The organism is Paraburkholderia sp. BL10I2N1, from assembly GCF_004361815.1.
GTDB lineage: Bacteria > Pseudomonadota > Gammaproteobacteria > Burkholderiales > Burkholderiaceae > Paraburkholderia.
This window is the reverse complement of the sequence record NZ_SNWA01000001.1, coordinates 1,260,204-1,274,870: the sequence shown is the minus strand read 5'-3', so window position 1 is coordinate 1,274,870 and position 14,667 is coordinate 1,260,204. Positions and strand designations below refer to the sequence as shown.

The 14,667-nt window shown below is 66.3% G+C and carries 14 protein-coding genes and 1 riboswitch; of the genes, 7 read left to right on the top strand and 7 right to left on the bottom strand.

What is annotated here, in order from left to right; genetic code table 11:
* Positions 1 to 9: 9 nt before the first annotated feature.
* From fliI to fliF, 4 genes are read right to left on the bottom strand one after another with little or no spacing between them, the layout of a single operon-like run.
* Positions 10 to 1,551 carry a flagellar protein export ATPase FliI gene (fliI, locus tag B0G77_RS06030; RefSeq protein WP_133661289.1) on the bottom strand — a complete coding sequence of 514 codons (1,542 nt, stop codon included), beginning with the start codon at positions 1,549 to 1,551 and terminating at the stop codon, positions 10 to 12.
* Positions 1,545 to 2,213: a flagellar assembly protein FliH gene (gene fliH / locus B0G77_RS06025; RefSeq protein WP_133661288.1), complete on the bottom strand. Its 669-nt coding sequence runs from the start codon at positions 2,211 to 2,213 to the stop codon at positions 1,545 to 1,547. The genes fliI and fliH overlap by 7 nt, the downstream gene beginning before the upstream one ends.
* A complete protein-coding gene (gene fliG, locus B0G77_RS06020; RefSeq protein WP_133661287.1) occupies positions 2,206 to 3,201 on the bottom strand; it encodes a flagellar motor switch protein FliG in 996 nt (331 codons plus the stop codon). Before fliG ends, fliH begins: the two co-directional genes overlap by 8 nt.
* Positions 3,191 to 4,960 (bottom strand): flagellar basal-body MS-ring/collar protein FliF, encoded by a 1,770-nt coding sequence (gene fliF, locus B0G77_RS06015; protein ID WP_133661286.1) that lies wholly within the window; start codon positions 4,958 to 4,960, stop codon positions 3,191 to 3,193. The genes fliG and fliF overlap by 11 nt, the downstream gene beginning before the upstream one ends.
* 236 nt (positions 4,961 to 5,196) lie before the next feature.
* Here fliF and fliE point away from each other — a divergent pair, with 236 nt between their 5' ends.
* From fliE to B0G77_RS05990, 5 genes are all read left to right on the top strand, one after another.
* Positions 5,197 to 5,532, top strand: a complete 336-nt coding sequence (gene fliE / locus B0G77_RS06010) for a flagellar hook-basal body complex protein FliE (protein WP_133661285.1) — start codon at positions 5,197 to 5,199, stop codon at positions 5,530 to 5,532.
* 255 nt (positions 5,533 to 5,787) lie between these two features.
* Entirely contained in the window at positions 5,788 to 6,222 is a 435-nt protein-coding gene (fliS, locus tag B0G77_RS06005) for a flagellar export chaperone FliS (protein ID WP_133661284.1), read from the top strand.
* Complete coding sequence (locus tag B0G77_RS06000) at positions 6,219 to 6,548, top strand: flagellar protein FliT (RefSeq protein ID WP_133661283.1); 330 nt, start codon at positions 6,219 to 6,221, stop codon at positions 6,546 to 6,548. The genes fliS and B0G77_RS06000 overlap by 4 nt, the downstream gene beginning before the upstream one ends.
* A gap of 79 nt (positions 6,549 to 6,627) precedes the next feature.
* Complete coding sequence (locus B0G77_RS05995) at positions 6,628 to 8,076, top strand: flagellar hook-length control protein FliK (RefSeq protein ID WP_133661282.1); 1,449 nt, start codon at positions 6,628 to 6,630, stop codon at positions 8,074 to 8,076.
* On the top strand, positions 8,073 to 8,429 hold the full coding sequence (locus tag B0G77_RS05990; protein WP_243750940.1) for an EscU/YscU/HrcU family type III secretion system export apparatus switch protein: 357 nt from the start codon (positions 8,073 to 8,075) through the stop codon (positions 8,427 to 8,429). Before B0G77_RS05995 ends, B0G77_RS05990 begins: the two co-directional genes overlap by 4 nt.
* A 29-nt stretch (positions 8,430 to 8,458) precedes the next feature.
* On the opposite strand, the gene B0G77_RS05985 is transcribed toward B0G77_RS05990, so the two are convergent.
* The 3 genes from B0G77_RS05985 to B0G77_RS05975 form a co-directional block, all read right to left on the bottom strand.
* A complete protein-coding gene (locus tag B0G77_RS05985; RefSeq protein WP_133661281.1) occupies positions 8,459 to 9,898 on the bottom strand; it encodes a coniferyl aldehyde dehydrogenase in 1,440 nt (479 codons plus the stop codon).
* 83 nt (positions 9,899 to 9,981) lie between these two features.
* Complete coding sequence (locus tag B0G77_RS05980; protein WP_133661280.1) at positions 9,982 to 11,658, bottom strand: isovaleryl-CoA dehydrogenase; 1,677 nt, start codon at positions 11,656 to 11,658, stop codon at positions 9,982 to 9,984.
* 476 nt (positions 11,659 to 12,134) lie between these two features.
* Complete coding sequence (locus tag B0G77_RS05975; RefSeq protein WP_133661279.1) at positions 12,135 to 13,100, bottom strand: LysR family transcriptional regulator; 966 nt, start codon at positions 13,098 to 13,100, stop codon at positions 12,135 to 12,137.
* Positions 13,101 to 13,214: 114 nt separating this feature from the next.
* Between B0G77_RS05975 and B0G77_RS05970 the strand changes: the two genes are divergently transcribed.
* Both B0G77_RS05970 and B0G77_RS05965 read left to right on the top strand, forming a co-directional pair.
* Positions 13,215 to 13,661, top strand: a complete 447-nt coding sequence (locus tag B0G77_RS05970; RefSeq protein ID WP_133661278.1) for a CidA/LrgA family protein — start codon at positions 13,215 to 13,217, stop codon at positions 13,659 to 13,661.
* 42 nt (positions 13,662 to 13,703) lie between these two features.
* On the top strand, positions 13,704 to 14,426 hold the full coding sequence (locus B0G77_RS05965) for an LrgB family protein (protein WP_133661277.1): 723 nt from the start codon (positions 13,704 to 13,706) through the stop codon (positions 14,424 to 14,426).
* Positions 14,427 to 14,518: 92 nt separating this feature from the next.
* A riboswitch (S-adenosyl-L-homocysteine riboswitch) is annotated at positions 14,519 to 14,652 on the top strand.
* Positions 14,653 to 14,667 lie beyond the last annotated feature (15 nt).

The window sequence follows — 14,667 nt, the reverse complement described above, 5'->3', positions numbered from 1 at the left end:
GTCCACTCCTTATTCGAACAGCGAGTCAAGCATGGCTACGCTCGACTCGAAGCCAGCGCTTTCGCGATAGCCCTGTTGCAGGAACGCTTCCATCCTCGGATACAGCGCAATTGCACGATCGAGCACCGCGTCGCGACCACTCGAATAGGCACCGACGTTGATCAGGTCGCGATTGCGCTGATAGCGCGACAGCATCTGCTTGAAAAGACGCGTCCGGTCGAGGTGCGCGTCGTCGATCAGCGCGGTCATCGCGCGGCTGATCGAGGCCTCGATATCGATGGCCGGATAATGGCCGGCTTCGGCGAGTGTGCGTGACAGCACGATGTGGCCGTCGAGGATCGCGCGTGCCGAATCGGCGATCGGATCCTGCTGGTCGTCGCCTTCAGTCAGTACAGTATAGAAAGCGGTGATGGAGCCGCCACCTTCCGGGCCATTGCCGGTCCGTTCGACGAGGGCCGGCAGCTTCGCGAACACCGACGGCGGATAACCCTTAGTTGCCGGCGGTTCGCCGACGGCGAGGGCGATCTCGCGCTGCGCCATCGCATAGCGGGTTAGCGAATCCATCAGCAGCAGGACGTGCTTGCCCTGATCGCGAAAGTATTCGGCGAGCGACGTTGCATAAGCCGCGCCCTGCATGCGCAGGAGCGGCGACACGTCGGCCGGCGCGGCAACCACGACCGAGCGCGCGAGACCTTCCTCGCCGAGAATCTGTTCGATGAATTCCTTCACTTCGCGGCCGCGTTCGCCGATCAGGCCGATCACGATCACTTCGGCGCTGGTATAGCGGGCCATCGTGCCGAGCAGCACCGACTTGCCGACGCCTGAGCCGGCAAAGAGACCCATGCGCTGGCCACGGCCGACGGTCAGCAGCGCATTGATCGCACGCACGCCGACGTCGAGCACCTTGTGGATCGGCTCGCGGCGCAGCGGATTGATCGACGGCGCCGACAGCGGCGCATCGGCCGCCGCGCTGAGCGGGCCGAGACTGTCGAGCGGCCGGCCGGCCGCATCGACGACACGCCCCAGCAGTTCCCAGCCGACCGGCAGACGCTTCGCGCCCGCCATCGGATCGGCGATCGGCGCGCTTTCAAGCGGATAGACGCGCGCGCCGGGCAACAGGCCGTGGACTTCGGTGGTCGGCATCAGGAACAGCCTGTCGCCCGCAAAGCCGACGACCTCCGCTTCGGCCATGGCGATCGGACTACCGGGCGGCAGTTCGATCATCACTTCCGCGCCCACTGAAAGACGCAGGCCAACCGCTTCGAGCACGAGCCCGGCGGCGCGCGTGAGGCGCCCGCAGCCGCGCAGCGGCCGCGCGATGGCGTTGCGGGCGCGCAGGCCGTCGAGGTGCGCGCGCCAGGCCTGAAAATGCGGATTCTGCAGCAGCGCGGGATCCGGCCTGAAAACCGGCGCTGACTCGCGACTTGCCGCGGCGGCGGCGGGTTTCGCGGGCGGCAGCGTTTCGGGCGCGCCGAACGACGCCAGCGCCAGCTCGCGTTCGAGCGGCGTCAGGTCGCTGGCTTCGATCTCCTGAAGGGTCGGCTTCACCACGTGCTCACCTTGCCCAGTGCCGCGGCGACGCGTTCCCAGCGGGTGCCGATGCCGGCATCCACTTCGCCGGTGCCGGCATGCGCCCGGCAACCGCCGCGCTCGACCATCGGATCAGTGCGCACGGTCCAGCCGCGGGCCTGAAGCTCCTCAAGCAGATAGGCTTCGACGACCGGCAGGTCCGCCGGGCTCACGATCAGACTCGGTGCGCCGACGAGGGCGGGCTCGGTCGCCAGCACCTCGCGCGCGACGGCGATCAGTGCGGCGGGGTCGTGCTGCACGTGCTGACGGACCACCTGCTGCGCGATGTCGAGCGCCAGCGCCACGAGCGTGTCGGCGATCTCGCCCTGTGCGCCGCCGAGTGCGGCCGAGAACGTGTCGGCAATCGCGGCAAGGCGCATGCCTTCCGCGCGCGCTTCGACGCGGCCCTGCTCGAGACCCTGCGCGTAACCCTGTTCGTAGCCCGCCTGATAGCCGAGCGCCTGACCCGCCACATGGCCGGATGCGACACCCTGCGCGTGCGCGGCGTCGCGCAGGCGCTCCAGTTCGGCTTCGAAAGCGCCTTCGTCGACCGGTTCCGGTTCCGGCACCGGGTCGAACGAGGCCATCTCCCAGCGCTGGTAGGCCGAGTGGCTCTCCTTGCGCGTGGAGTTCTGATCAGACATATGCGTCTTCCGCCTTGCCGCCTAGCGCGATCTGGCCGCTTTCGGCCAGGTTGCGCACGACCTGCAGGATGCGGCGCTGCTGCGTCTCGACGTCCGAGACGCGTACCGGGCCACGCGCGTCCAGGTCTTCCGCGAGCAGTTCCGCGGCGCGCTGCGACATGTTCGACAGGAACTTCTGGCGCAGGGCAGGCGGCGCGCCCTTCAGCGAAATGATCAGCGATTCGGACTCGACTTCCTTCAGCAGCAACTGGATCGCGCGGTCTTCGAGGTCGAGCAGGTTTTCGAACACGAACATCTGGTCGATGATCTTCTGCGCGAGTTCCGTATCGTACTGGCGGACGTTTTCGAGCACCGATTCCTCGTGGCCGCTCGACATGAAGTTGAGAATTTCCGCCGCCGTGCGGATGCCGCCCATCGGGCTGCGCTTGAGGTTGTCGCTACCGGACAGCAGGCCTGTCAGGACATCGTCCAGTTCGCGCAGCGCGGCCGGCTGGATGCCGTCGAGCGTCGCGATCCGCAGCAGCACGTCGTTACGCAGCCGCTCGGTGAAGTTGGCAACGATCTCGGAAGCCTGATCCCGATCCAGGTGGACCAGAATCGTCGCGATGATCTGCGGGTGCTCGTTCTTGATCAGTTCGGCGACCGCGGCCGAATCCATCCACTTGAGGCCTTCGATGCCGCTCGTGTCGCTGCCTTGCAGGATCCGGTCGATGATCGCGCCGGCCTTGTCGTCGCCGAGCGCCTTGGTCAGCACCGAGCGGATGTAGTCGCTCGAATCGAGCGAGAGCGCAGTGTGCTGTTCCGCTTCCTTGACGAATTCCTGCAGCACCTCGTCGATCTGCTCGCGCGTGATGTTCTTCAGGGCCGCCATCGCGACGCCGATCTTCTGCACCTCGCGCGGGCCGAGGAACTTGAACACCTGCGCGGCCTCCTCCTCGCCGATCGACATCAGCAGGAGCGCGCTTTTCACTACGCCTTCAGCGCTCATCGGACACCCAGTTCTTGACGACAGTCGCTACGATCTTCGGATCCTGGCGCGCGATGTTGCGTGCGAATTCCAGGTTCCGCTCATATTTATGCTTCTCATTTTCGAACGAGAGCAGGTTGTTTTCCTCTTCCACTTCGGCGACCGTTTTGTCGGGCGAGGGCAGGCCGTCGAGCAGCATCGGCTCGTCCGGCGACTGCAGCGCGGCGACAGGCGGTTGCGGCGGCGGAAACGCGCGGCGCAGCGCCGGGCGAACCATCACGAAGTAGAGGAACAGGGCCACCGCACCGATGCCCAGATACGTCGCGACCTGTTTTGCGAGCGCGATCATCTCCGGCGTGCGCCACCACGGCAGGTCGGCATTCGGGTCGACCTCGGTCGTGAACGCGCTGTTGACCACGTTCACCGAGTCGCCGCGGCTCGCGTCGTAACCCATTGCGTCCTTCACCAACTGGTTGACCTGCGCGAGCTTGTCGGCGGACATCGGCTGCATCGTCGCGTGACCCCTGGCGTCGACCTGGCGCTGATAGTTGACCACCACCGCCACCGACAGCCGCTTGATGCCGCCCATCGGCTGCTCATAGTGGCGCACGGTCTTGTCGAGCTCGTAGTTGGTGGTCTGGTCCTTACGGTCGCTGACCGGCGTCGTGGCCACGCTGCTCGCGCCGCTGGCGCTCGCGACGACCGGCGCGGATGCCGGCTGCGGCGGCTGGTTGGACAACGCGCCCGGCACGCCCGAGGCGCCGCCCTGCGTCATTTCCGTGGCCGTGCTGGTTTGCTGGCTGCGGATCGCAGCCTGGTCCGGCGTCGCGTTCGGGCCGTACTTTTCGGACGTCTGCTCGACCTTGGCGAAATCGACGTCGGCGCTCACCTGCGAGTGCGCGTTGCCGGCGCCGAACAGCGGGGCGAGGATCGCGTCGATGCGCTGCTGCGTGTTGCGCTCGATCTGCTGGACAAACTTGAGCTGACTCGCGTCGAGACCGGTGCCGGACGCGGTCTGCGTCAGCAGGTTGCCGTCCTGGTCGACGATCGTGACGTTGCGCACCGGCATGTCGGCCACCGCCGACGAAACCATATGGGTGATCGCGACCACCTGGCCTTCGTCGAGCGTGCGGCCCGGGTACAGGTTGACGAGCACTGAGGCCGACGGCGCTTCGTGGTCGCGCACGAACACGGAGGGCTTCGGAATCGCGAGGTGCACGCGCGACGACTTCACCGCGGAAATCGACTCGATGGTCTGCTGGAGTTCGCCTTCGAGGGCGCGCTGGTAGTTGATCTGCTCGGCGAACTGGCTGATGCCGAACTTCTGGTTGTCCATCAGCTCGAAGCCGACGGAACCGGCTTTGGGCAGCCCCTGCGAGGCGAGCCGCAGGCGCATTTCGTGAACCTGTTCGGCGGGCACGAGGATCGCGCCACCGGAATCGCTGAACTTGTAGGGGATGTTGGCAGCCTGGAGCGCGGTGATGATCGCGCCGCCGTCGCGGTCCGACAGATTGCTGTAGAGCACCTTGTAGTCCGGCGCGCGCGACCAGAGCACGAGACCCGCGACGATCGCAACCAGCAGCGCGACGGCGAAGATCAGCGGCGCCCGCGGATTGCCGCGCATCTGCGTGAGCGAGCTTGGGAACGCTGACAGGCGCTGGCCAAAACCCCCACCGAGGTCCGCTGCACCAGGCTGGCCGGCGCCGCCCGCGCCAGTTTGCGCGCCGGCGAGCCCCATGCGGGCGTCGGGGTTGATCAAAGAGTTGGCTGACGAATCCATGCGTCGGGTATCTCCGGGGATGCCTTGCGTTCTGCTGCCGGCCGCCGCGTCAGGCCGACGGGCGCAGGAGCAGACACTTTCACGTTAGGGATTATCCCCACCAGGATGCAACCTGATTGGTCGAATAGAGCGGGGTTTCACCCCTACTTTCAAGTCTTTCGAAAAATGCCCGCTGCTATGCTTTCGTCCAGATCGGCAGGCCTTGCCGCGTCGCTTTTCCCTCTTATGGAGACAACATGACTTTGCCCGTGAATGCGCTTTCGTCGGCGCTTGCGCAGATGCAGTCAATGGCGGCGCAGGCTGCCGGCGGAACCGCCCCGGCGGCGTCCAGCTCCGGCGCGGCGACGGCTGGCGGCTTTGCCTCGGCTCTGAAAACCTCGATCGACAAGATCAGCAACGACCAGCAAACCTCCCTCGGCGAGGCGCACGCGTTCGAAATCGGCGCATCGAACGTGTCGCTGAACGACGTGATGGTCGATATGCAGAAGGCCAACCTCGGCTTCCAGTTCGGCCTGCAGGTGCGCAACAAGCTCGTCACGGCCTACAACGAGATCATGCAGACGGCCGTTTGAGCCAGTTGCGCGCTGCGCGTTTTTGCGTGTGCGGCGGCGTTGCCACAAGTCGCCTGCGCCACCAGGGTGCAGCGGCCCAGGGGGCCGCCAGGCCGGCCGCTCGCCCTGTTACGCACTGAGCCATTCCTCCTGCGGGCTAAAGCTTTGCGCGAGCTTTCCGATAACCGGGATACAGGCATGCATGCTGATGCACGGCAACGCGCACCAGCGGCCCGCTAACCAACCCGCAATCTGCATCAAACAGGAGGAGCGCCGATGTTTTCCGCAGCCCACTCTGGAGCCAATGCCTACGCACGCGTCGGAGTCGAGACCGGGGTGATGGGCGCGAGTCCGCATCGTCTGATCGCGATGCTGTATCAGGGCGCCCGGAAGGCCATCGCTCTGGCGCGCATGCACCTGCAGCAGGGCAATATCGCGGCGCGCGGGGAGGCGATCACCAAGGCGATCCAGATCATCGGGGGCGGTTTGCAGGAGGCGTTGAACGTGGAAGTGGGCGGCGAAATCGCGGAGCGGCTGGACGCGCTTTATAGATACATGACGCGGCGCCTGTTCGAGGCCAACCTGAAACAGAGCGAGGCCATGCTCGTCGAAGTCGACGGCTTGCTGGCCACGCTCGAAGAAGCCTGGATGGGGATTGCCCCGGAGATCGCGCGGATGGCGACACAGTCGTCCGCGGAAAGCATGAGATGACTTCGAACGCAGAATATTTCGCCCGCTACGAGGCGATCGCAGTGATTTCCGGCCGCATGTTGGTGGCAGCCCGCAACGCCCTCTGGAACGATCTGGTCGGGCTTCAGGACGAGTATCGCCACCTGGTTGAGGCGCTCAAGAGCGCGGAAGCCTGCGTCAAGCTGGACGATGGGGAACGGGCGCGCAAGTTTGACCTGATCCGCCAGATTCTCGCCGACGACGCCGCTATCCGCGACCTGGCGAATCCGCGCATGGCGAAGCTGTCGGCGTTGTTCGCGGCGTCCCGTCCCGCCTGCGTGCTGAAGGAACTTTATCGGGCGCGCTGAGCGCGTTTTTTCGACCCGCATCATCGGGGCCAGTCCGCCGCCGGTGGACACGCGCGAATCGTGCGCGAGAGGAATCGGCATGAACGGAATCGACACGGCGGTGGCTTCTGTGCTGACAAGCCGCGTCGACAGCCTGCTCTCGATCGGCGCGCGCGCTGATGCCACGGCGTCGCAGACGGGCGCTTCCGCGCTGAGCGTCGATACGCCCGTCGCCCGTGGCGGGGCGTTGCCTGACACATCTTCCACTCCACCCGCTTCCGCGCAGACCGCGCTGTCCGCCGTCGCCCTGACGCTTGACGCCATCGTGCGCTCTGGTGGCGATGCGACACCTGCCGTCGTCGGCCAGATACCGGTGTGGCCGGCGGCGCCGGCGCTGGATGTCGCGCTGGCCGAGCCGTTGCCGCTCTTCGATACGCTGACGACCGACGCTTCAGCAACGGCAACGGCAGGCACAGCGCCGCAGGCCGGGGCGGCCATGAGTGCGGCGGCAGGCGCGGCGGCGACCAGCGTGGTGGCTTCGCCGCTGCCTGTCGTGGCGCTGGCTGCGGCACTTAGGCAGACGGTCGTCGAAAGCGGACTGTTCTACGAATCGCATCTCGCGCAATGGCTGTCGGGGCAGCGCACGCCTGCGTCGCTCGCCGGCGAGCCGCAAAACCGTCTGGTCGACGCGGCGGCGCAATTGCCGCTCGACTGGAATGCCGATGCGGATGCTTCGGCGCAGCCATGGTCAAGCGGTGCGGGGTCCCAGGCGAGGGCGGCAGCCGGACTCGGTCAGAATCCGGCTGCCGCTGGTACGGCGAACGTCCGAGGCGCGCCGGATGGTCCGCAGTCGCAGGCAGCACGCTTTGCGACAGTCAATTCCGTGGGCAACACGGCGTTTTCAGGCTCCTCGTCGTCCCGCTCGTCGGTGCATGGGGCCGCCAGCGATCCGCTCGGCCTCGACACTCATGATGCACCCCCGCAGCAGTCTGCCGCGCCCGCGATTCATCCGGCGACGGTTCCGCTTGTGCGGCAGCAACTCGATCTGCTTGCCACCGGTGAATTCCGCTGGACTGGCGAAGCCTGGCCCGGCGCGCGGCTCGACTGGACGATCCAGCAGGAAGGCGACGAGTGGCATCGTGGCGGGAAGGGTGTCGAGACGGACGAGCCGTATCCGTGGCGCACGCGGCTGACCTTGTCGCTGCCATCGCTCGGCACCGTCGACGCCGAACTGACGCTCACCGGCACACAACTCGCGGTGCGGGTGCAGGCGAACCCGGGCGGCGCGGCGCGGCTCGCGGCGCAAGGCGAAACGTTTCGCCAGCGGCTTGCCGCAGCCGGCATCGAACTGAATGGGCTGTCGATCCGCGAAATCGGCGGTGGTGCGCCGGCAGTCGGGACGTCTGCGGCGGCAGCGGCGGCGCAGGCCACAACGGCCTATGCACGCTCGGCCGCCGCCGGCGACGAAGCGACAGCCGCATCCGCCGCCCGGCATAGAGGGGGGGCCGGCACGCAGGGCGCCACAGATTACGACTGGGACCTGTCATGAGCCGCACGCATCGCCGGAGCGCGGCGGCGCTCGTCTACGATTCGCAGTTGGGCGACGCTGCGCCGCGCGTGGTGGCGAAGGGCTACGGTCTCGTCGCGGACATGATCGTGCAGCGGGCCAAAGAGGCCGGCCTGTATGTGCACGAGGCGCCGGAGATGGTGTCGTTGCTGATGCAGGTCGACCTCGACACGAGGATTCCGCCGCAGCTGTATCAGGCGGTCGCGGAACTGCTGGCGTGGCTGCACCGGCTGGAAAGCGGCGCGGCCGACGATGCGCCCGGCGCCGAGCCTGCAACTGTCGTCGAAACGACATCGGGCACACCGGAAAGCGGAAGCGGCGGCGCGGCGCGCTAACCCGGGCCGCGCGGCATGGCCTGCGCGGACTAGAACCGCATCATCAGCCTGATCAGCACGTTGAACACCCTGCCGTAGGGCGGCGCGACCAGGGCGCGCGCGTTCAGGCGCGCCTGCTGCAACACGGGTTTCATCTTCGAAAACGTCACGAAGCCTTCGTGGCCGTGATACGCGCCCATCCCGCTCGCGCCGACGCCGCCAAACGGCAGGCTCTCGCACGCGAGATGCATCAGCGTTTCGTTGACGGCCATGCCGCCCGCAACCGTTTCGTGCGTCACGCGTTCGATCGTCGCGGCGTCGTCGTCGTAGAGATAGAGCGAGAGGGGCCTCGGCCGCGCGTTGATGTAGGCGATCGCGTCATCGAGTGTGTCGTAGGGGACGACAGGCAGCAGCGGACCAAAGATTTCCTCCTGCATCAGGGCCGATTCGTCGGGTGCGTTCGTTATGGCAACGAGCGGAAAGCGGCGCGTGTCGGGATCGCACAGCCCGCTCCCGGGTGCGCCGGGAAGGTCGGCTAGCGGATGCAGCTGTGCGCCGCACGCCTGCGCTTCCTCGGCGAGCCGCTGCAGGCGCTCGAAATGACGCGCGCTGATGATCGTCGTGTAATCGCGGTTGCGGGCGAAGTCGGGGTACAGCTTCTTCATCTGCACGCGGGCGCGGTCGATGAACGCCTGCTCCTTGCCGCGCGGCACCAGCACATAGTCAGGCGCCACGCAGGTTTGACACGCGTTGAGCGTCTTGCCGGTGACGAGGTTCGCCACCGCGTAGTCGAAGCGCGCGTGCGGTCCGACGATCGCCGGCGACTTACCGCCCAGTTCGAGCGTGACGGGTGTGAGGTTGTCGGCGGCGGCGCGCATGACGTGACGGCCCACCTGCGTCGAACCGGTGAAGAGCAGGTGATCGAATGGCTGCGTGCTGAAGGCGGCGGCAAACGCGGCGTCGCCGTTGACGACCGCCACATGATCGCGCGCGAAGGTCTGTGCGATCAGTTGCTCGAAGAGCGCCGAGGTGCGCGGCGTCAGCTCCGACATCTTGATGATCGCGCGGTTGCCTGCCGTGAGCGCGCTGATGAGCGGACCGGCGGCGAGCAGCACGGGATAATTCCACGGCGCGATGATGCCGACTACGCCAAGCGGCTGCGGCACGACTTTCACACGCGCCGGCAACAGCCATTTGTTGGTGCTGCGTCGCTGCGCCTTCATCCAGCGCCTGCCGTGACGCAGCGCGCCGTCGATCTCATTCTTCACGAGCAGGAATTCAGCGAGCAACACCTCCTGCTTCGCGCGATTGCCGAAATCCGCGCTGATGGCATCGGCCAGCGCGTCGCGGTGATCGAGCAGCATCCTGAGCAGCGCCCTCAGATGCGCGGCGCGTGTCTCCCACGACGGATAAGGCGCACGCAGGTACGCGTTCCGCTGTTCGCGCAGCAGCGCTTCGAGCGCGGCCACGTCAGGTAGATCGTTTTTCATGAGCCCCCATCCTGGAGTCAGTACGCGTATGGTCGCGTTTGCCGTATCTGAACCTGCGTCGACACTACGCGCGACGCGGACGATCAAGCTGCAAACGCGCGGGCGATGATCATCGCGTGGTCGAACGCGGCCGGCAGCGTGCCGTATACGCGCCCGCTTTCGCCGCAGCCGTCGGCGAGCCGCGTCGCGATGAAAGCATCCGCGGCTTGCGCCGGTGCGTGCTCAACGAGCAAGGTCGCCTGAGCGATGAGAACGATCGACTGGGCGATGCGGCGCGCTGCGGCCTCGCGCAGATCGGGTGCGCTGCTGAGTGCGGCGGCAAGCCGGTCGAGCGCCGCCCCCAGAGCGGGATGCACCTGCGCCGTGCTGCGCCACGCGGCGAAGAGCGCCTGTGCCGCTTCGGGCTCGCGCTCCATCGCACGCAGCACGTCGAGGCACATCACGTTGCCCGAGCCTTCCCAGATCGAATTGACCGGCGCTTCTCGATAGAAGCGCGCCATCGGGCCTTCTTCGACGTAGCCGTTGCCGCCCCAGACCTCCATCGCTTCGCCGGTGAATTCGAGCGCGCGCTTGCACACCCAGTACTTCGCCGCCGGTGTGACGATGCGCCGCCACGCACGCTCTTCGGGCGCGTTCGCGGCGTCTTCGAAGGCGCGAGCGAGGCGCATGAACAGGACAGTCGCCGCTTCGGATTCGAGCGCGAGGTCGGCCAGCACGTTGCGCATCAGCGGCTGGTCGGCAAGATGCCGGCCGAATGCGCTGCGATGCCGCGCGTGATGGATCGCCTGCACGAGCGCGGCGCGCATGAGCCCCGCGCTGCCGATCACGCAGTCGAGCCGCGTGTAGTTCGCCATCTCGATGATGGTGGGCACGCCGCGTCCTTCGTCGCCGATCAGCATGCCGTATGCGTCGAGAAATTCGACTTCGCCGCTTGCGTTGGAGCGGTTGCCGAGCTTGTTCTTGAGGCGCTGGATCTGCACCGCGTTTTTGCTGCCGTCGGGCGCGAAGCGCGGCACGAAGAAGCACGACAGGCCTTCGTGATCGCCGGTGCGCGCAAGCACCAGATGCGCGTCGCACTGCGGCGCCGAGAAAAACCATTTGTGCCCGACGAGCCGGTATGGCGCGCCACGACCGCTGCCGTTGCCCGCCGCGAACGCGCGGGTCTGGTTGCTGCGCACGTCCGAGCCGCCCTGTTTCTCGGTCATTCCCATGCCGATCATCATCGACGCTTTCTGCGCAAGCGGCAGGTCGCGCGGATCGTGCTGGCGGGTGTAGAGCTTGTCGCGCAACGTTTCAAAAAGCGCGGGCTCACGTTGCAGCACCGGAATGCTGGCGAAGGTCATCGTTAGCGGACACAGCGAACCCGATTCAAGCTGCGCATGCAGATAGTAGCCAGCGCAGCGCGCGGCCATCGCGCCGCGCTGCGGATCTGAAAAAGGCAGCGCAAGCAGCCCTTCGCGCCGCAGCAACGCGAGCAACGTATGCCATGAAGGATGAAACTCCAGCGCGTCGATGCGTTCGCCGCGCGGTGAATGCGTGAAGAGTTCGGGCGTGTGACGGTTTGCGAGGTCGGCGAGGGCGAGGATGTCCGGCGTCGTGAGCGCGGCGCCGTAGCGCTGCAATGCGTCGCGGTGCCAGCCCGCGCCGTCGCGATCGACAGCGGCGGCGAGAGCGGCATCGCTTTCGAACAGGTTGTAGTCCGCAAGCGGCGGGACCTGGTTGGTCACGTCATGCGTCTTGCCGGGGCAGTGCGATTCCATCTGCTGTCTCCATTCACCGGATGCGCGCCGGCATGGTTTGTTTTATCGGCGCCTGCTGTGTCGCGCAACGATGGGCGGCGCGTTTTGCGCCACGCTTTCCGCTACGTCTGAAGGTCACGCTCTCAGCCTGAAGGCAGGCGACAACTTTTTATCATAGGGTGCGGCGCGGGTTTCGTTTAGAGGGATCGCTCTGATGCGAAGCCGTTTCGCGCGCGATCGCGTCCCTACAATGCGCGTCAGCACACGTGGACGAGTGTGCACGAGACAGGGTTCGCGAACAACGCGACCCGCCTAAGGAGGAGCGGATGCAATACGACTACATCATTGTCGGTGCAGGGCTCAGGCGGCTGTGCGCTGGGCAGGCCGGCTTGCGGACAGTTGTCCCGATGCCTCGATCGCACTGATCGAGGTTGGCCCTCACACGGAACGCAACCTGTTCGTCAACATGCCGGTCGGCCTGAGCCGGGCGGCATGTTTCATTTGGGCGTGTGATCGGCTAGCTGGCTCGCCGCTGGTTCGGCATTATCGGGCATTGGCGCATGCATGAAATCGCTGCCGGCCTGGCCCGGCAGCGTCTCGCGGGCGACGTCGAGCCACGCGCGTGCCGCGTGCGACAGATAGCCGTTGCGCCGCCAGCCGATCGCCATTTCCCACGGAATTTCCGGTTCGACGACCGGCCGGCAGGTGAACTGCGTCGCGTCGAGTCGCCGGCAGTAAGGCGCGGGCAAGAGCGCGATGCCGACGCCCGCCTGCACCAGCGCCGCCATGAAATCCCAATGTCCGCTGCGTCCGACGATGGTCGGCGCGAAGCCGGCCTGCCGGCAGGCGTTCAGCACGACGTCGTTGAGCGCGAGACTTTCGCCGTAAAACACGAACGGCTCCATCGCGAGCACTGCAAGCGGCACCTCGCGCAGGTCGTCCCAGCGCGAAGCGTGGCGTGCGACGAGCCACAGCACCTGGCGGGTAACCGGCAGCACGTCGATCATCTCCGGATCGACGGGCAGCAGCACGCCGCCCAGTTCCAGTTCACCGCTGATCAGTGCGGCTTCGATCGCCCGCGAACCCTGCTCGAACAGCTTCAGGTCGATTTTCGGGTAGCGCTGCCGGAAGGCGGCGATCGCGGGCGTGAAAAGCGAGCCGCCCATCGGCGGAATACCGATGGTCACTTCGCCGCTGCCTAGCGTGCCGAGATCGTTCAGCTCGGCCTGCAACTGCGCGTGTGCGGCCAGCACGTCCTGACCGCGCTGGTAGACGATCCGGCCGGCGTCGGTGAGGACCATCTGGCGGCCATCGCGCAGCAGCAGCGGGGAGCCGATTTCGTCTTCCAGCGACTTCACCATCTTGCTGATGGTCGGCTGCGTGACGAACATCTGCTCGGCCGCGACGGTGAAGCTTTGCTGACGAACGACTTCAACAAAATAACGCAGGGCGCGCAGTTCCACGGTCAACGGCTCCTCGATTCCAGATTGGAATGAAGTGAATGATGTTAAGTCATTATATTTATGTTGCGGTGCAACCTATACTCACTTTCATCAAAAGTCCACCTGGGGATTGCCATGACGACACGTTTTTCGACTCAAGCTGCGTCCGCGGGCGTGGTCCGTGTCGCCCGGATCGCGCTCCAGAGTACTGCGCTGGCTGGCGTATGGTACGTCGCCGATTTGCTGGTGCGTCGGCTTGGATTGCCGGTACCGGGCGGCGTGGTCGGCCTCGCCGCCTTGCTCGCGCTGCTGTTCTGCGGCGGCCTGCCGTCGCGCTGGATCAAGGCCGGCGCCGACTGGCTGCTGTCCGACATGCTGCTCTTCTTTATTCCCGCAGCGGTCGCGGCGGTGCAATACGGTGGCCTCTTCAAGGAAGACGGCTGGCGTCTCGCCGTGGTGGTCGTCGCGGGCACGCTGATGGTGATGGTGGCGGTGGCGTTCGCCGTCGAGCAGGCCGCGCGGCTCGAACGCCGTCTTGCGCTGCGTCGCGTGCTGGTCACGCGCCACGCCGCTCGCGCCTGATGTGGCGTGATGTGACGTGATGTGACGCCTACAGTCCCGCTCATGAACGCCTTCTATTCCTCCCTTTTCGCTGATGACGCTTCACCGCTGATCGCGGCCGGCTGCCTCGTGCTGACGGTCGCGCTCTATTTCGCCTCGAAGCGCCTGTACGCGCGCTTCAGGAGGCCCTGGCTGACGCCGCTTCTCGCCGTGCCGGTGGTGCTGGCAGTGATCGTGCTGGCCGCGCATATTCCGTATCCGGTCTATTTCGAGGACACGCGCTGGTTGATGTGGCTGCTCGGCCCCGCCACGGTCGCGTTCGCGGTGCCGATCTACGAATACCGCGACCTGATGAAACGGCACTGGATTTCGCTGACGGTCGGCGTGACGGTCGGGATCATCGTCGCGGTGGGCGGGTCGCTTGCGCTGGCCAGGCTGTTGCACCTGTCCCCTGAACTTCAGCGCAGCCTGATGACGCGCTCGGTGTCCACGCCGTTCGCTCTTGCAGTCTCCGACAAGATCGGCGCGCCGAAGGACCTGACGGCGCTCTTCGTGATTGCGACGGGCGTCTGCGGGATGCTGTTCGGCGAAATCGTGCTGGCGCTCGTGCCGCTGCGCACGCGCCTCGCGCGCGGCGCGCTGTTCGGCGCGGCGGCCCACGGTGTGGGCACGGCGAAGGCGCGCGAACTGGGCAGCGAGGAGGGCGTCGTCGCCAGCCTGACGATGATGATCGCTGGTGTCGTGATGGTGCTGCTCGCGCCGGCGCTGGGCTTTTTGCCAGTCTGACGAAGCGTCGGTTGCGGCAGCGCAATAAGCCACGCGTTCCCCCCGCATTTCAGACATCCCGAATCCATCTCGATTTGCTACAATCGCCGTTCGTCTTCGAGGAGCGTTGCGACGGGCACAGCGAATCTGCGTTCGCATGCCGCCCGCCAGGCTCGGAGGCTTCAATCGGACGGCTAGAATGCGCCACGCGCTTTCCATCCACCGCATCGAACCGCGCTCACGTCAAATTTCTAGTCAATTT